The organism is Curtobacterium sp. PhB172, from assembly GCF_003752545.1.
Classification (GTDB): domain Bacteria; phylum Actinomycetota; class Actinomycetes; order Actinomycetales; family Microbacteriaceae; genus Curtobacterium.
In genome coordinates this window covers 31,290-48,142 of the sequence record NZ_RKIF01000001.1, presented here as the reverse complement: position 1 = coordinate 48,142, position 16,853 = coordinate 31,290, and the positions used below count along the sequence as shown (strand labels likewise).

The 16,853-nt window shown below is 72.7% G+C and carries 16 protein-coding genes; 9 read left to right on the top strand and 7 right to left on the bottom strand.

Annotation, left to right across the window (positions count from 1 at the left end):
- Position 1: 1 nt before the first annotated feature.
- The gene (locus EDF42_RS00245) at positions 2 to 718 is read right to left on the bottom strand and encodes a hypothetical protein (RefSeq protein WP_123671133.1); all 717 of its coding nucleotides are present in this window, start codon (positions 716 to 718) and stop codon (positions 2 to 4) included.
- A 198-nt stretch (positions 719 to 916) separates the two neighbouring features.
- On the opposite strand from EDF42_RS00245, the gene EDF42_RS00240 reads away from it, so the two are divergent.
- Complete coding sequence (locus EDF42_RS00240) at positions 917 to 1,843, top strand: SDR family oxidoreductase (RefSeq protein ID WP_123671132.1); 927 nt, start codon at positions 917 to 919, stop codon at positions 1,841 to 1,843.
- Between the two features lie 115 nt (positions 1,844 to 1,958).
- Here EDF42_RS00240 and EDF42_RS00235 read toward each other — a convergent pair whose 3' ends face one another.
- On the bottom strand, positions 1,959 to 2,276 hold the full coding sequence (locus tag EDF42_RS00235; RefSeq protein WP_148067575.1) for a hypothetical protein: 318 nt from the start codon (positions 2,274 to 2,276) through the stop codon (positions 1,959 to 1,961).
- A gap of 178 nt (positions 2,277 to 2,454) precedes the next feature.
- Here EDF42_RS00235 and EDF42_RS00230 point away from each other — a divergent pair, with 178 nt between their 5' ends.
- The gene (locus EDF42_RS00230; protein WP_123671130.1) at positions 2,455 to 3,138 is read left to right on the top strand and encodes a TetR/AcrR family transcriptional regulator; all 684 of its coding nucleotides are present in this window, start codon (positions 2,455 to 2,457) and stop codon (positions 3,136 to 3,138) included.
- 37 nt (positions 3,139 to 3,175) lie between these two features.
- Here the strand turns inward: EDF42_RS00230 and EDF42_RS00225 are convergent, their stop codons facing one another.
- Together EDF42_RS00225 and EDF42_RS00220 are read right to left on the bottom strand one after the other, a co-directional pair.
- Positions 3,176 to 4,705, bottom strand: a complete 1,530-nt coding sequence (locus EDF42_RS00225) for a threonine/serine exporter ThrE family protein (RefSeq protein ID WP_123671129.1) — start codon at positions 4,703 to 4,705, stop codon at positions 3,176 to 3,178.
- A gap of 113 nt (positions 4,706 to 4,818) precedes the next feature.
- Positions 4,819 to 5,259 (bottom strand): OsmC family protein, encoded by a 441-nt coding sequence (locus EDF42_RS00220; protein WP_123339114.1) that lies wholly within the window; start codon positions 5,257 to 5,259, stop codon positions 4,819 to 4,821.
- A gap of 298 nt (positions 5,260 to 5,557) precedes the next feature.
- On the opposite strand from EDF42_RS00220, the gene EDF42_RS00215 reads away from it, so the two are divergent.
- The gene (locus EDF42_RS00215; RefSeq protein ID WP_123671128.1) at positions 5,558 to 6,601 is read left to right on the top strand and encodes an NAD(P)-dependent alcohol dehydrogenase; all 1,044 of its coding nucleotides are present in this window, start codon (positions 5,558 to 5,560) and stop codon (positions 6,599 to 6,601) included.
- Between the two features lie 116 nt (positions 6,602 to 6,717).
- Here EDF42_RS00215 and EDF42_RS00210 read toward each other — a convergent pair whose 3' ends face one another.
- Both EDF42_RS00210 and EDF42_RS00205 read right to left on the bottom strand, forming a co-directional pair.
- A complete protein-coding gene (locus tag EDF42_RS00210; RefSeq protein WP_123671127.1) occupies positions 6,718 to 8,631 on the bottom strand; it encodes a gamma-glutamyltransferase family protein in 1,914 nt (637 codons plus the stop codon).
- Positions 8,632 to 8,660: 29 nt separating this feature from the next.
- Positions 8,661 to 9,479, bottom strand: a complete 819-nt coding sequence (locus EDF42_RS00205) for a TSUP family transporter (RefSeq protein ID WP_123671175.1) — start codon at positions 9,477 to 9,479, stop codon at positions 8,661 to 8,663.
- Positions 9,480 to 9,556: 77 nt separating this feature from the next.
- Between EDF42_RS00205 and EDF42_RS00200 the strand changes: the two genes are divergently transcribed.
- From EDF42_RS00200 to EDF42_RS00180, 5 genes are all read left to right on the top strand, one after another.
- Positions 9,557 to 10,312 (top strand): helix-turn-helix domain-containing protein, encoded by a 756-nt coding sequence (locus EDF42_RS00200; protein ID WP_123671126.1) that lies wholly within the window; start codon positions 9,557 to 9,559, stop codon positions 10,310 to 10,312.
- A 341-nt stretch (positions 10,313 to 10,653) separates the two neighbouring features.
- The gene (locus tag EDF42_RS00195; RefSeq protein WP_123671125.1) at positions 10,654 to 11,835 is read left to right on the top strand and encodes a peptidoglycan DD-metalloendopeptidase family protein; all 1,182 of its coding nucleotides are present in this window, start codon (positions 10,654 to 10,656) and stop codon (positions 11,833 to 11,835) included.
- Positions 11,836 to 12,232: 397 nt separating this feature from the next.
- Positions 12,233 to 12,832, top strand: a complete 600-nt coding sequence (locus EDF42_RS00190) for a DNA alkylation repair protein (protein WP_221180987.1) — start codon at positions 12,233 to 12,235, stop codon at positions 12,830 to 12,832.
- A 69-nt stretch (positions 12,833 to 12,901) separates the two neighbouring features.
- Positions 12,902 to 14,434 (top strand): MFS transporter, encoded by a 1,533-nt coding sequence (locus EDF42_RS00185; RefSeq protein WP_221180986.1) that lies wholly within the window; start codon positions 12,902 to 12,904, stop codon positions 14,432 to 14,434.
- Positions 14,435 to 14,442: 8 nt separating this feature from the next.
- Complete coding sequence (locus EDF42_RS00180) at positions 14,443 to 15,000, top strand: TetR/AcrR family transcriptional regulator (protein WP_123671123.1); 558 nt, start codon at positions 14,443 to 14,445, stop codon at positions 14,998 to 15,000.
- On the opposite strand, the gene EDF42_RS00175 is transcribed toward EDF42_RS00180, so the two are convergent.
- Positions 14,997 to 15,821 (bottom strand): polysaccharide deacetylase family protein, encoded by an 825-nt coding sequence (locus EDF42_RS00175; protein WP_221180985.1) that lies wholly within the window; start codon positions 15,819 to 15,821, stop codon positions 14,997 to 14,999. The two genes, EDF42_RS00180 and EDF42_RS00175, sit on opposite strands and share 4 nt — an antisense overlap.
- Positions 15,822 to 15,925: 104 nt before the next feature.
- Here EDF42_RS00175 and EDF42_RS00170 point away from each other — a divergent pair, with 104 nt between their 5' ends.
- Positions 15,926 to 16,813, top strand: a complete 888-nt coding sequence (locus EDF42_RS00170) for an aminoglycoside phosphotransferase family protein (RefSeq protein ID WP_123671122.1) — start codon at positions 15,926 to 15,928, stop codon at positions 16,811 to 16,813.
- Positions 16,814 to 16,853: the final 40 nt, after the last annotated feature.

The window sequence follows — 16,853 nt, the reverse complement described above, 5'->3', positions numbered from 1 at the left end:
GTCAGCAGCTCCGCTGCGCGTGCACGGGCATCGGGGAGCCGAGCACCGTGACGGTGGTCTCGTCCGTCAGCGCCGAGACGCCGTTCGTGCCGGAGGTGGCTTCGTCGTCCGAGGGGCCCCAGCCGGCGCCCAGCAGCAACTGCCAGGCGCGGAAGTCGTCCGAGCCGAAGGACACCCGTTCCGAGCGCGGGGCGTCCGCGATCTCGTCGGCGATGTCGTCACCGACCTGCACGCCGCCGGGACCGGTCAGCTCGATCCGTGCTCCGAGCCGACTGCGGACCTGGTCGCGCAGCACCCGGATCTCGACGGCGTTGCCCGCCTGCGCATCGGTGGTCAGGGCTGCGACGCGGATGGCACCGCCCCACGTGTAGGTGGTGCCGGCCGGGAAGCACGCGCCGCCGTCGCCCTCGGCGGTCTGGGTGCGCGACGGGGTGCCGAGCAGGCGTTCGAGCAGGCTCACGGTCAACCGGGAGTCGCGCATCGACGACTCGACCACGGTCTTCCCGCCGTTGCGGAGCACCAGGGACTCGGCGTCGAGCTCGATCGAGTCGACCCGCCGGAGCTTCGCGTTCGACACGTGCAGCGGAGCGGCGTCGTGGGACGTCTCCGCTGCCACTGCGGCGCCGGCACCGAGCCCGGTGGTGCCGTCGAGCGCGAGCGCACCGGCCGAGAAGGCGAGCACGGCAGCGCCGAGCGCCAGCAGGGTCCGAGGGGTCACCGTTCGACGGTACGACCCCGATCCCTCCAGAACGACAGGTGTTACCGAATCGGGTCCTGGCCGTCACCGGACCGTGACAAACGAGGAAGACGCAGTTGCGGCCCTGGACCGGTGCGGCCGGCGGACGCTGGCCGCACCGCGCGCCGGGGGACAGCCTCCTGGACGGCCCGTGGTGCGCCCCTGCGTACCGTCGGCGGCATGACGGACCAGCAGAACGACCAGGCAGGGCTCGACCAATACGCCATGCAGGACCCGGCGAAGATGTACGCCGACAAGAAGCCCGACGAGCAGTACCTCGAGGGCGCCGGCACCGACGCCGAGATGGCGGAGAACGTCCCCGCCGACCACGGCGAGGACACCTACCGCGGCTCCGGACGGCTGACGGGCCGCAAGGCCCTCGTCACCGGCGGCGACTCCGGCATCGGCGCAGCGGTCGCCATCGCCTACGCACGCGAGGGCGCCGACGTCGCGATCTCGTACCTGCCCGAGGAGCAGGAGGACGCCGACCGCATCGTCGCGCTCATCGAGGCAGCCGGCCGCAAGGCCGTCGCGCTGCCCGGCGACATCACCTCGCTCGCGGTCTGCGAGCAGATCGTCGCCGACACCGTCGCGCAGCTCGGCGGGATCGACATCCTGGTGAACAACGCGGGCAAGCAGCAGAACGTCTCCTCGATCGAGGACATCTCGGACGAGGAGTTCGACGAGACCTTCAAGACGAACGCCTACGCGACGTTCCGGATCACGAAGGCCGCCGTGCCGCACCTGCAGCCGGGCTCCACGATCATCAACACGACGTCGATCCAGGCCTACGCGCCGTCGCCGCACCTGGTGCACTACGCGGCCACGAAGGCCACCGTGAACAACCTCGCGAAGGGCCTGGCCGCGCAGCTCGCACCGAAGGGCATCCGCGTCAACGCCGTCGCACCGGGGCCGATCTGGACGCCGCTGCAGCCGGCCGGCGGGCAGCCGCCCGAGGCGCTGCCGTCCGCGGGCGAGCAGACCTACCTGGGCCGCTGGGGGCAGCCGGCCGAGCTGGCGCCGGCGTACGTGTTCCTGGCGAGCGGTGAGTCGTCGTACGTCGTGGGCGAGACGCTGCACGTCGACGGCGGGATGCCGACGCCGTAGCGCGTCGCCGACGGGCTGACGGGCCGACGGGCCGACGGGCTGACGGGAGGCGCGGTGCCGGTGGGTACCGCGCCTCCCGTCGTCCGGGTGGTCCCGTCTGCGGGCCGTGGTGACGTCAGCAGGTGACGGCGCGCGCCAGCCGTTCGAGGAGCTCCCGCGCCGACAGTGCTGCCGCGAGCTCGACCTCGACCGGGTTGATGCCGATCGCGTGCTCGAACGCGCGGCGACGTGCCTGGTCGACGATCGGCACCTCGGGGCGCTGCGGCAGCACCGCGATGGCCCGGGCTGCGGCGTCGAACGCTCCCGCGGGTCGGCCGAGTTGCTCCCACATCGCGCGGACGTCGTGCGCGACCTGCTCCGGGGCGCCGCCGAACTCGAAGCCGGCCGAGGCCATCGTCGCGAGTCCCTGTGCGGTGGGGTCGTTCGGGGTCATGCCCGGCATCGTCACACGGATCCGTGCGAACGCGCTGGGCGTGGTGTCGGTGTCCGTGTCCCCCCATGTGCTGACACCCGTACCGGGGATTCTGTTGTCCCCCGTTCTGCGTTTGGATGGACGTGCCCCGGGTCGGGGCGACCTCGGACAGGACGTCCGTGGAACGACGGAGGGCACGATGCTCGAGAACACCAGCGCCGACACGCAGGCCGCAGCGGCCGCGGCGGCGACCCTGCACCTCCGGATCACGATCGTGGGGGCCACCGTCGACCTGCTCCGTGACGTCCCGTTCCACGAAGCACGCTCCGTGCACGTCGCCGAGCGGATGGGCATCTCCGTCGAGGAGCTCGAGCAGCACTTCCCGTCCTGGGACGGCCTGGTGCTCGCAGCCGTCGACCGCTGGAACGGCGGTCGGATGGACGAGGTCACCCGCGAGGTCGGCGACGGCTCGACCGTCGAGCTCCTGCGCGCGATCGTCGCGTCGAACGCCGAGGACCCCGCGCTCATGCGCCTGCTCGTCGCCCTGCTGTCCGTCGCGGGCAACCCCGAGCACCCGATGGCGACGTACCTGCGGTCGCGCTACCAGCTCTTCTACGCACAGGTGAGGCGTGGCCTCGAGCACGACATCGCCGTCGGCCGCGCCCCGCACACCATGGAGCCCCGTCGCGGCGCCGAACAGCTCATCGCGCTGTACGAGGGGCTGCAGCTGCAGGCCCTGCTCCGCTCGGACCTCGACCTGGTGCCGGCGTTCGACCGTGCGGTGGCCCGACTCGAGCGCGGCTGGATGGAGCGCTACGAGCCGCAGGCCGCCCGCCGGCACGCGACGTGGAGCGACGGCGACGACGGCAGCTGGGACATCTGAGCCCGGACCGGCAGCGCCCGTCCGGAGCGCCGCACCGTCAGCGTCCGTCCGGCGCCGACCGTGACCCGCGGGGCACCGATCCGTCACCGGGGTCGTACCCGGTGTCGCGGATGACCCGGAGCGCGGTGGTGTCGTTGTGGACCGAGTGCACGACGACCCGACGGGTCCGCCGGAGTGCCCGGCGCGCGCCCGGTGTCGCGAACAGGCCGCCGAGCACGAGCCCGGCACCGATCCCGAGCGCCACGGAGACCGCAGCCACGAAGTCGAGGGCCGCGCTCGACGAGCCCGACATGAAGTTCAGCAGTGCGTTCGACACGGCCACACCGGGCAGCAGCGCTCCACAGAACGCCGGCACCGCGATCGCCGCGACCGCGGTCCGCATCCGCGCGGCCGCGTAGGTGGACAGCACGCCGAGCAGCACCGCGGCCAGGAACGTCGCGCCGAGCAGCGGCAGGCCGAGCTGCCGCAGCCCCCACAGCGAAGCACCCGCGGCCACCGAGAACACCACGGCGACGGGGATCACCCGCGCACTGGCCTGCTGCACGAAGCAGTTCGCCCCGGCCGACACCACCGTGAGCGAGAGTGACGCCCACAACGGCAGCGCCTGGGTGACGATGCCCGACGGGTCGACCTCGAGGTGCAGCCACTTCGTCATCGCGATCCCCGCGGGCACCCCCACGACGATCGCGGCGATGACCAGGCCGATGTAGAACGCCCGAGCGACCGCCATCGCACGGAAGCCGGAGATCGCGTCCTGGGCCCAGGTCACGAGCGAGACGTGCGGCAGGAGCAGCACCACCAGGGCGGCGACCATCGTGGCGGCGCCCGCCGGGTGCAGGACGCCCGCACCGATGGCCAGGGTGCCGATCACCGACGCGACCGCTCCCTGCGCTCCGGACACGAAGAACTGCGGGTAGCCACGACCCGTCAGCCAGCGCCCGGACAGGATGATCCCGAACATCAGCACGAAGGCACCGATGCCCGCTCGCCACCCACCACCGGCCTGCATCGCGATCGAGGTGCCCAGGATCGAGAGCCCGACGTCGGCGAGCCACGTGGGCCAGCGCGGTGGCATCCGCAGCACCGCCACGAGGGCGCTCACGCCCGAGGTCATGTCCCGTTGGTCGTGGATCAGGTCGTCCACGATCTGGTTCGCGCGCGCGAGCCGGTCGAGGTCGGAGCCGTCGGAACTCACTGTCCGGACCTTCACGAGCGGCGGGATGTCGGCCGGCGCGTACTGGATCGTCACCGAGCTGCCGGAGAAGTCGAGGTCGAGCGGGGCCAGGTTCCACTTCGTCGACACCGCGACGACGGCGGTCTCGACGCTGCGGGTGTCGGCACCGGACGCGAGCATCACCTCGGCCAGGTCGAGGCAGAAGTCGACGATCTGGGCGGCGGTGTACTGGTCGCGCCCCTTGGCGTCGGGTTCGACGTGCTCGTAGATCGTGCCGCGCAGTCGGGCACGTGCGTCGCGCAGGTCGTGCTGCGCCAGGCTGCGGCGTCGGGGGCGGGGCGGCCGGTGTGGGCGCCCCGGCTTGGGTTCGCCGGGGAAGTGCTGCTCGGCCATCCGACCATGGTGCCAGTCGCGATCTGGACGCGACCAGAGCGGACGGGAGGCCCGGTGCCAGCTGGCACCGGGCCTCCCGTCAGGTGGTCGGTCGCGTCTCGGACGCGACCCGACTACTGCTCGAACGTCGCGTCGAGCGTGATCTCGACGCCGGTGAGTGCCTTGCTGACCGGGCAGGTCGCCTTGGCGTCCTCGGCGGCCTTCAGGAAGGTCGCCTCGTCGATGCCGGTGACCTCACCGTGCACGGTCAGGGCGATGCCGGTGAGCTTGAAGCCGCCGGCGGAGTCCGGGCCGAGCGAGACGTCGGCCTTGACGTCGAGGGCCTCGACCGTGCCGCCGGCCTCGCCGAGGACGGCGGAGAACTGCATGGCGTAGCAGGCTGAGTGTGCGGCGGCGATGAGCTCCTCGGGGCTGGTGCTGCCACCGGCCTCGTCAGCGGCGCGCTTCGGGAACGAGACGTCGTAGGTGCCGACCTTCGAGCTGGAGAGTTCGACCTGGCCGGAACCGTCGTTGAGGCCGCCGTTCCAGGCGGTGCGTGCGGTGCGCGTGGGCATGGCCGCTCCTTTCGTGTGGGGGATCGGACCCGAGCGGGACCGTCGCAGCCGAGTCAAGCGGAGAACGCGCGTTCTCGCAACCGGCTCACGGCGAAGACGCAGGCTTTGCGGGTGCTCCGCTCGCACGTGGTCGCGCACTTGGTGAAGTCGGGCGTACCTGGTCGGAACTTCCCACCAGGTACGCCCGATCCTTCGTGCCATCGCGAGTGCTCTGGGAAGAACCGAACGCGGGAGGCTGGGCGACAGGTGTTGCCCACAACAACAGGTGTAGCGTGAGGGTGTTCTGAGGAGACCCACCATGCGCGCCGTCGTGTTCGAGCAGTACCAGGCCTTCCCGTCCCTGACGGAGGTCCCCAAGCCCACCCCGGGTCCGGGGGAGGTGCTCCTCAAGGTCGCAGGTGCCGGCGCGTGCCACTCGGACGTCGCGGTGTACCGCGAGTTCGCCGCCGGGGCTCCGGGGTCGCAGCAGCCCCCGTTCGTCCTCGGGCACGAGAACTCCGGCTGGGTCGAGTCCGTCGGTGACGGCGTGACCGGGTTCACCGAGGGCGACGCCTACCTGGTCTACGGGCCGGTCGGCTGCGGGCACTGCTCGTACTGCTCGAAGGGGCAGGACACCTACTGCGAGAACGCCGCGACCAACCCGTACATGGGCATCGGTCTCGGGCGCGACGGAGGCATGGCCGAGTACGTCAGCGTCCCCGCTCGCAACCTCGTGCCGCTCGGTGACGCCGACCCGATCGCCGCCGCACCGCTCAGCGACGCCGCGCTCACGCCGTACCACGCGATCAAGAACGCGCTGCCGAACCTGGCAGGCGGCGGCAAGTACGCGCTGGTCGTCGGCCTGGGCGGCCTCGGGCAGATCGCCGTGCAGATCCTCACCGCGCTCACCGGCGCCACGGTCATCGCGACCGACGTGAAGCAGGACGCCATGGACCGCGCTGCCGCCCGTGGCGCGATCACGGTGCCCGGCGGGCCGGACCAGGCCGCTGCGATCCGCGAGGTCACCGGCGGCCGCGGGGTCGATGCCGCGTTCGACTTCGTCGGAGCGACGCCCACCATCAAGGTCGCGCAGGCCTCGATGGCGGTCGGCGGCCGGTTCACCGTCGTCGGGATCGCCGGCGGTACCACCGAGTGGAACTTCTTCCGGACGCCGTACGAGTCGACCATCACGAACACCTACTGGGGCACCATCGAGGACCTGCACGAGGTCGTCGCCATGTACCGCGCCGGGCAGATCGTCCCCGACGTCGAGCGCTACGCGCTGTCGGACGCGCTCGAGGCCTACCGGAAGCTCGAGGCCGGCGAGCTGTCGGGTCGCGCGGTGGTCGTCCCGACGCTCTGACGCGGGGCGCCTCGCGGTGTCCCTGGTCGAATCGGGCGTACCTGGTCGGAAGTTCGGACCAGGTACGCCCGATTCCGCTTTCCAGCGCGAGTGTCCTGGGAAGGAACGGCCCCGGGTCAGCGGCCCGCGGCGTAGCCCTGGGCACCGCGGGGGTTCGCCGCGGCGCCGAGCACCCCGGTGGCCGGGTCCCGCGTCACGCAGGACAGCCGTCCGAGCGACCAGTCGCCAGCGCGGGTGACGACGTGACCACGGGCCTCGAGTTCCGCGATGACGTCGTCGCCGAGCCGGTCCTCGACCACGAGGCCCGCCGGCTCCCACGTGCGCGGCCAGAACGACCCCGGGAACGACGTCGTGTGCAGCGCCGGGGCGTCGATCGCCTGCTGCGGGGTGTACCCACCGACGATCCACCGCAGCAGGAACAGCAGCTGCCACTGGTCCTGCTGGTCACCGCCGGGTGAGCCGACCGCGGCCACGGGGACGCCGTCACGCAGCACCAGGGTCGGCGTCAGGGTCGTGCGGGGGCGCTCGCCGGGGCGCAGCGTCGACGCCATGCTCGGTTCGAGCCAGGTCATCTGCAGCCGGGTGCCCAGGCAGAACCCGAGCTCCGGGATCGTCGGCGACGACTGCAGCCAGCCGCCGGACGGTGTCGCGCTCACGATGTTGCCCCAGCGGTCCACGACGTCGATGTGGCAGGTGTCGCCCCGGGTCTCGCCGTCCGGCGCCACGAACGGCTCGCCGCGGTCCTCGACCGGGGCGACCGGGGCGACCGGCGCGACGGGAGCGACCGGCGCGACCTGAGCGATCGGCGCGCGCTCGGTTTCGCGCGCGACCTGCACGGTGGGTTCACCGAGACCAGCGCCGTCGCCCGCTGAGTACGACGTCCGGGCCGGCGGCATCGCCCGCTCGACGCCCGCGATCGCGCCCGGTCGCAGCTCGGCCGAGGCCCGCTCCCCGATCAGCGCGCGCCGCTCGTCGGTGTAGGCATCGGACAGCAGCACGTCGAGGGGGACGTCGCCGTCGCCGTAGAACGCCTCGCGGTCGGCCATGGCGAGCTTCTGCGCCTCGACGATGGTGTGTGCGCCGACCGACGTCGACGGGTCGAGCAGTGCGTCGTCGAGCGGTTCGAGCAGCCGCAGGGTCTGCAGGAGTGCCGGACCCTGGCCCCACGGCCCGGTCTTCGCGATCGTGCAGCCGCGGAACTCCGCCGTCGCCGCGGGCTCGTACGACGCCCGGAACGCCGCCAGGTCCGATGCCCGGACGACCCCGGCGTGGTCGGTCCCCGACGCGTGTCGGTGGGGCTCCCGCACGAAGCGGTCGATCGCCTCGGCGACGAAGCCCTCGGCCCACTCGCTCCGTGCGGCGTCGATGCGGGCGGTCCGACTGCCGGAGCCGTCACCGGCGTCGAGGAGCCGGTCGAGCACTGCGGCCAGCGCCTCGTTGCGCACCAGGTCCCCGGGGACCGGCACCGTGCCTCCTGGCAGCCACTGCGTGGCGGACGTGGGCCAGTGGTCACGGAACAGGCACTGCACGGCGGTGATCGTCCGGACCACCCCGGCTGTGACCGGGTGGCCGTCGCGGGCGTAGCCGATCGCCGGCGCGAGGACGTCCGCGAGCTCCCACGTGCCGTGGTCGCGGAGCAGCAGCAGCCACGCGTCGACGGCACCCGGGACGGTTGCGGCGAGCGCGCCGGAACCGGGGACGAGGTCGAGCCCCTCGGCGCGGTAGTGCTCGGGCGTCGCACCGGCCGGTGCCGGCCCCTGGCCGACGAGCACGACCGGCGTCGGGTCCGCCGCCGTCGCGAACACCGCCGTCAGGTCGCCGCCCGGGCCGTTCAGGTGCGGCTCGACCACGTGCAGGACGAACGCGCCCGCGACGGCTGCGTCGAAGGCGTTGCCGCCGCGTTCGAGCACCGACTGCGCGGTGGCGGTCGCGATCCAGTGCGTCGCGGCCGCCATGCCGAACGTGCCCTGCAGGTCCGGACGCGAGGTCTGCGTGGCGGGCGGGACGAAGGCGTGGTTCGGAGTCGGCATGCTCCCATCCTGTCCCCGGGGCTCGTCGCTCAGCCCAGGGCCACGACGATCCCCGCTGCGACGAGCAGTGCGACGTAGCCCCAGGCGTGCACGAGCTCGGGCAGGTGCGGCGGGCGTCGTCGGAGCAGCACGATGACGGGCATGGCACCGATCAGCAGGGCCGCGGCTGCCCGGACGTCGACCGCGCCGACGAGTCCGGCGGCGGGCGGGACGGCGGCGGGCAGGAGCATCGTCACCGCGGCGGCGGGCGTCGTGATCGCCAGCGTGAGGGGGTTCGCCAGCGTGGTCGCCGCGGTCATGGTGGCACCGGACCGGCGCAGCATCGGGACCGTCATCACGCTGCCGCCGACGCCGAGGAACGCCGCGACCGCACCGATCGGGAGGCCCGTGGCAGTCGGCACGCCGGTGCGGGTCGGTCCCTGGTCGCGTCCACCGCCGCGGGTCGCGACTGCGCGATCCGTCGCCGCGCTGCGCAGGAAGCCCGGGCGCAGCAGCAGGTCGGCGACCGTGACCCCGAGGTAGACGACGAAGCCCCAGCGCAGGAGCGCGTCCGGAGCCTCTCGTGCGGCGAGCACCCCGACGGCGCCGCCGACCCCGAGCAGGACGAACAGCGACGAACGGCCCCGGAGCGGTGCGAGTGCGCCGCGCCGGGCCGAGACGGTGGCCACGGCGGCGTTCACGAGCATCACGAGGGCCGAGGTCGCCGTCGCCACCCGGACGGCGTCGCCACCGAGGCCTGCGTCGGCGACGGTGATGATCGGCACGGTGACGAACCCACCGCCGAACCCGAACAGGACGGTGGTGACCCCGACGAGGACCCCGATGACCACGAGCACGATGAACGACATGCCCTCCATCCCAGCGGGGATCGCCACGGCGGACGATCGGGTGTGCGGCAGCTTCCTTCGAGACCTAGCCTCGTCGTGTGCGCAACGTCCCCGTGTCTGAGTTCGACCACCAGCCGTTCGACGTCCTGCCGATCGGCACCGACTACCCGCCGGACCACCTGCTCGCCCGGCACGAGCACCGACGGGCGCAGCTGCTGTACGGCGCGAGCGGCGTGATGCTCGTCGAGACCGACGACGGCTCGTGGACCGTGCCGACCGACCGGGCCGTGCTCATCCCGCCCGGGGTGCCCCACGAGGTCCGGATGCTCGACGTCAGCACCTGGAGCCTGTACGTCGAGCCGGACGCCGTGCCCTGGTGGCCGACACGGTGCACCGTCGTCGAGGTCGGGCCCCTGCTGCGCGAGGTGCTGCGCGCCGCCAACGCGCTCGACGTGCCGTACGACGACGGCGGCCGGGACGGCGCCCTCGTCCGGCTCGCCCTGCACGAGCTGCAGCGCGTCGCACCGATCCCGCTGAGCGTCTCGCTGCCGCCACGGGGTGTCCTGCGCGACCTGTGTCGGGCGTACCTGGCCGAGCCCGACGTCCACGTGACGAACGCCGACTGGGCGCGTGCGGCGGCCGTCTCGGAACGCACCCTCGACCGCCACTTCCGTGCGGCCACGGGGATGGGTCCCGCGAGCTGGCGGGTGCGTGCACGACTGTTGTCGAGCCTCCCGGCCCTGCGACGCGGCACCGTGACGGAGGTGGCGGGCTGGCTCGGCTACGCGACCCCCGCGGCGTTCACCGCCGCCTTCTCGAAGGCGTTCGGGGCCCCGCCGTCCCGGTTCCGCTGAGGTCTTGCGCTCCGGTTCGACCGTCTGGAGGCCCTGCTCGCCGCCCAGCGCACGCCCGCCCCCGGTGGGTGGCCCGTCCACCGTCCCACCCGCCGGTTCGCCCGCCCCGTCGCCACGGACGGCGACGGCACGATCGTCACCCTGACCCGGGGACCCTTCCCCGAGTCGACCGCGTACCCCCGGAACTGGGGTTCTGCACGTCATGTCAAGGGGGTTGTGCAGGCTTCCCGGAAAAGCGACCATCGTTCGGTGGCGCGTAACCGGCGTGTCGCTCACGGTCGCGCAGGGGCGGGGCCGGCACACCGGATCGTCTCCCTGGGCGGTCCCGAGTCAGGGGAACCATGCGCACCACCACGTCCACGGCACGTCCGGCGCGCGGGCGACTCCTCGCCTCGGTCGTCGCGATCGCCGCACTCGCCGCCGGCCTCGTCGCCACCGCCACACCGGCCGTCGCGGCCACGGCCGTCCACGTCGGCACGGTCGCTGCGGGTTCGACGCTCTGGCCCGGGGACTCCGTCACCTCGAACAACGGGCAGTTCCAACTCGTCATGCAGGGCGACGGGAACCTGGTCGAGTACGGCATCGGCCGCAAGGTCCTGTGGGCGTCGAACACCTCGGGCAAGGCCGGGGCCTTCACGCAGGTCCGGGCGAACGGCACGCTCGCCATCGTGCACAACAACGTGCGCATCGCCCTGTGGGGTGGCGCGGGGAACGTCGGCCGGAACTTCGGGGTCCGCCCCGACGGCACCATGCGCATGATCAACACCGCGAACAAGAGCGTCGTGGAGTTCCCGAACTACCAGGACAGCGTCGCCGCGGGCAACGTCATCCTGCCCGGCACCGTGCTGCGGTCCGACCGCACCGGGTCGCGCACCCTCACCATGCGCGGCGACGGCGTCCTCGCGCAGGTCGTCGACGGCAAGCAGGTCTGGGCCACGAAGACGGCCGGGAACGCCGGCGCCTACGCCTCCGTCCAGTCCGACGGCAACTTCGCCGTGTACTCCGCAGCGAAGAAGTGGCTCTGGTCGAGCGCCACGAGCAAGGCCGGTGGCGGCAAGCTCATGGTGCAGGTCGACGGCAACGTCGTGCTGTACGGCAAGGCCGACACCCGAGCGTGGTCGACCCGTCCGGTCACCGGCTTGCTCTGGCCCGTCGCGAGCACCAAGATCACCGGCAGGTACGGGGACGACCGCGGTGCCGGACACGTTCCGCGCTACCACCAGGGCACCGACTCCCCGGCGGCCGTCGGCACGCCCGTGTACGCCTCCGGCACCGGGACGGTCACGACCACCGTGTCGAACAACGCGTCCTACGGCAACTACGTCGTCGTGACCTACGGCAACACGACGGTGCTCACCGCGCACCTCAGCAAGATCGGCGTGAAGCAGGGGCAGATCGTGACGAAGGGCAACGAGGTCGGGAAGTCCGGCAACACCGGGCAGTCCACCGGGCCCCATGTGCACGTCGAGGTCCGGCAGGGCGGCACGCTCGTCGACCCGCTGGGGGTCCTGCACTTCCGGTGAGCCCAGCCTCGGGTCGAGATCGTTGGGCCGTGACCAGATCTGTCAGGATCGCGGAGCCGACGACACTGCTCAGGTGGAAGGGAACCCGTGACTGACGACGATGTGTCCCTCGTGCGCCGTGTGTGTCCGGGGACGAGGCCGCACTGGCGACCGCGTTCGACCGGTTCGCACCGGCGCTGACGCGGTACGCCTGGGCGGTGTCCGCGACCCCCGACGACGTCGAACACGCGGCACCCGCGTCGCCTCGGTGACCGTCAGCAGCACGGCCGAGCCGCCGTACGACTACTGCTCCTGACGCGGGCGTCGGCGCAACTACGCTGGCCGGGATGGACGAGGCGACGGACGGGGCGAGCGAGTGAAGGGCCTCCGGGCTGGGGACGGGACCGACGCAGAGGCCGTGCTCGTGGCCTTCGCGCGCACGAACGGCGACGTCGCGGCGGCACGGCGGGTCGCGCGGCGGTTCGAGGGCCTGGACGACGGCGAGCGCTCCGCGCTGCTGTGGAGCGAGGACGCCGGCGCGAAGCTCGTCGCCGTGCTGCTGCTGGTGCAGGCCATGCGGGCACACCCGGACCCGGAGCTGACCGACGAGTACCTGTCGGCGGCGAAGGCCGAGCGGTTCGACGACCCGGCGCTCGTCAACCTCGCAGCCGAGGAACTCGTCGGTGCGCCGCTCGTCGGCCGCTCGACGGGGCCGTTGTTCGCACTCGTGAAGTCCGACGTCGCGATGGTGCGGCGGATCGCGATCGTGGCGACGCTGGCGTTCGCGAAGCAGGGCGACGCCGAGGTGCCGCTCGGGATCGCCGGGCGCCTGGTGCGGGAGCGGAGCGACACCGTGCAGTCGGCGCTCGGGTGGGTGCTGCGTGAGACGGGCAAGCGGGCGTCGGAGGCGGCGCTCGTGGCGTTCCTCGAGAAGAGCGGACGGTTCCTGACGCCTGCGGCGCGCCACACGGCGACCGAGCACCTGCCGCCGGCGGATCGCGACCGCCTGCGCGGCTGAGCACGAACGACACTGACAACCAACTGTGCAGTCGGTTTTACCGACCATGTGGTCGGTTAGGGTCTCCGGGTGACCGAAACCACCCCGAGCACCAGCACCGCCCCGATCCACCGCGCCTCCGTCCGTGAATGGGCGTCCCTCGGCGTCCTCACGCTGGCCGTGGTGCTGCTCGCGATCGACGGCACCGTGCTGGCCCTCGCCGTCCCGTCGCTGACAGCGGACCTCGACCCGACCGCGACGCAGGTGCTCTGGATCGGCGACGTCTACTCGTTCGCGCTCGCGGGGCTGCTCGTGACGATGGGCAACGTCGCCGACCGGATCGGCCGGAAGCGCCTGCTGCTCATCGGCGCGGTCGCGTTCGGCCTGGCCTCGGCCGCCGCGGCGTTCGCACAGACGCCCGAACTCCTCATCGCCGCGCGGGCACTGCTCGGCATCGCCGGAGCGACCCTGATGCCGTCGACCCTGTCGCTGGTGCGCACGATCTTCCGCGACGCCCGGCAGCGCACCACCGCGATCGCCGTGTGGTCGGCGGGTGCGACGGGTGGTGCCGCCGCCGGACCGCTCGTCGGCGGTGCGCTGCTCGAGCACTTCTGGTGGGGCTCGGTCTTCCTCATCAACATCCCCGTCATCGTCGTGATCGTCATCGCCGGAGCCATCCTGCTGCCCGAGTCGAAGGGCGGCGCGCGCACCCCGATCGACCTGCTGTCCGCCGTCCTCTCGGTGCTGGCGATCGTGCCGCTCGTGTACGCCGTGAAGCACGTCGCCGGGCACGGGTTCGACTGGACGGTGCCCCTGACGGCGCTCCTCGGCATCGGCGCCGGCTGGTGGTTCGTCCGCCGCCAGAAGCGCCTCGCGACGCCGCTCATCGACCTGCAGCTGTTCCGGATCCCGGCGTTCTCGGGCGCCGTCGTCGCGAACTCGCTGTCGGTCTTCGCGCTGAGCGGACTGCTGTTCTTCTTCTCGCAGTACCTGCAGCTGGTCCGCGGGTTCACGCCGCTGCTCGCCGGAGCGGCCGAGCTGCCGGCGACCCTGGCCTCGATCGCGGTGATCGCGATCATCGGGCTGCTGTCCCGGCGGGTCGGACCGGGTCGGTCGATCGGCCTCGGCCTGGCGGTCGCCGCCGTGGGCATGGCCGGCCTCGCGTTCGCCGAGGGGCTGCCGACGTACTGGGGCATCGCGATCTCGCTCGCCGTGGTCGGCCTGGGTGTCGGGGTCTCGATGACCCTGGCCACCGACGCTGTCGTCGCCGCGGCACCTCGGGAGCGTGCTGGTGCGGCCTCGGCCATCTCGGAGACCGGGTACGAACTGGGCGTCGCGCTCGGCATCGCGGTGCTCGGCTCGCTGCAGACCGCGTTCTACCGGTCGAACCTCGACGTCACGAGTGGCGCGGTCAGCGGCGGTGTCGGCGACCGGATCCGTGAGTCCCTGGCGTCGGCGTCCCAGGTCCTGCAAGACGGCGACCCGATCCTCGAACACGCTCGGCACGCCTTCACCGGCGGCATGCAGCTCGCCTCGATCTGCGCGGCCGTGGCGCTCGCCGTCGCCGCCGCGGTCGCCCTCCGAGTGATCCCGAACCGGCAGGATGGACCGCATGAGCACTGAAGGTCGTCATGGGCATTGACGGCACCCGCGATCGTGAGCGCACCCGCCAGGCGGTCATCGAGTCCGCCGAGCGGCTGCTCGCCGAGCGCGGCACCCGGGTGAGCGTCGCCGAGATCGCGGCGGACGCCGGCGTCTCGAAGAGCGGACTGCTGCACCACTTCCCGTCGAAGGACGCGCTGCTGCTCGCGGTCGTCGAGCAGGGCCTCACCACGTTCACGGACGAGGTCATGCGACACGTCGACCTGGCCGAGAACCGCCCCGGCAAGGTCCTCCGCGCCTACGTCCGGACGCTCAGCGGGGGCAGCGAGCGGGCGATGGAGGTCTTCTCACCGTCGTCGCACTGGACCGGCCTGATGGCCGTGCCGGGAGTCGAGGTCCTCGTCGCCGCCGACGCGCAGGACTGGCGCACGATCTTCGCGCGCGACGGCCTGCCGGAGGACCGAACACTCGTGGTCCGGAACGCCGCAGAGGGCCTGGCGGCGGCCATCGCGATGCCGCCCTACCTGGACGAGCGGGAGGTCGCGGTCACCCGCGACGCGCTGCTCGCCCTGGCCGAGCCCGGCTAGCGACCGAACACGTCGTCGAGCGTGAACGTCGCGAGGCGCCGCTCTTCGAGCAGCTTCCCCAGCCGTGGCAGCGCGCCGATCGTCCCCGGGAAGTTCGCGTGCCCGATGACGATGTGCGCCGGCAGGAACCACTGCTCGGCGAACCCGACGATCTGGTCGGACGAGATGTTCCCGGAATCGGCGAGCGTGCCGTACCAGAGCAGTGGTGTGGAGTACCCCACCCGAGCCGCGGCGGCGTCGACGCGGGCATCGTGGTAGCCGAAGGGCGGCCGGAAGTACGGCCGTGCATCGACGCCGAAGGTCTGCTCGATGAAGTCGTGGTTCCGGACGAGCTCGTCCTCGATGCCCTGGTCCGACAGCTTCGTCAGCGCCGGATGGTCCCAGGTGTGGTTGGCGAGTTGCACCTGCCCCGACGCGACCAGGGGGCGCAGGAGATCGGCGTGGTCGGTCCAGGACGGCCGGACGCCGTTCACGAAGAAGGTCAGACGCGTCCCGGTGTCGGCCGCGAACCGGGCGTAGGCCTCGACCACGTCCGAACTCGCACCGTCGTCGACCGTCCACGCGATGCCGGGGGTCCCCTCCGGTAATGCGGTCACCGTTCCGGCCGGCAGGGGCCGTCGTGCGATCGGCGTCGCGGTCTGCGTCGGCGTCGGCGTCGCCGTCGGTGTCGACGACGACCCCGGTGTCGTCGTCGGGCGAGCGGTCGCGGACGGTGCGGTCGCCGGCCTCCGTCCCGTCGCCGCGCACGCGGCGACGGTCGTGGCCGTGAGCAGGCCGGCGGCGCTGGCGAGCAGCGCGCGGCGGGTGGTTCGGTGGTCCATCGGTCGTATCGTCCGGGATCGTCGCCGGGGTCCGCATCGGCTCGACGAATGATCCGTGGTGGCCGATCGGCCACCACGGCCCGGGCCGTGGGTACCGTGGGGCCATGCACACCGAAGTGCCCCGGATCGACGCCGCACTCGTGGAACGACTCGTCGCGACGCAGTTCCCCGAGTGGAGCGGGCTGCCCGTGCGCGAGGTCGACCACCAGGGCTGGGACAACCGCACGTACCGACTCGGCGACGCGCTGTCCGTCCGGCTGCCGAGTGCCGCCGGCTACGTGCCCGGGGTCGAGAAGGAGCAGGACGTCCTGCCGTACCTGGCGCGCCGGTTGGACGTCGCGGTCCCCGAGCCGGTCGGCCTGGGCGGACCGGGCGAGGGGTACCCGTTCCCGTGGTCGGTCCGGCGGTGGCTCGACGGCACGGTGGCAGCGCGTGCGAGCGCCTTCGACCACGAGCGCTTCGCCACCGACCTGGGCGCGGTCCTCCGGCAGCTCCGGAGCCTCCCCGCCACCGGGGGGCCGACCGCCGGCGCGCACTCGTTCCACCGCGGCGAGCACCCGTCGGTGTACGGCGCCCAGGTCGTCGCGGCACTCGACACCCTGGGGCCGGAGGTCGACCGAGCGGCGTGCGAGCATGTCTGGTCCGCGGCGACGGCGACCAGTTGGGCGCGTCCCGGCGTCTGGTTCCACGGCGACGTTGCGCCCGGCAACCTGCTCGTCGACGGCGGGGAACGGCTCAGCGCGCTGATCGACTTCGGCACCTGCGGCGTCGGGGACCCGGCGTGCGACCTGGTGCTCGCGTGGACGTTCCTCGACCCGACGGCGCGACCGGTGTTCCGCGAGGCCGTGGGGCTCGACGCCGACACCTGGGCGCGCGGGCGGGGCTGGGCGCTGTGGAAGGCGCTCATCATGCTCGCCGGCAGCGCCGGCCCGGGCGACCGCGCGGAACACGAGCGCGTGCTCGACACGGTGCTCGCGGATCCCGTCGTCTGACCGGGCGGCGGAGCCCCGAACCGAGGCGGGGCTGTGAACG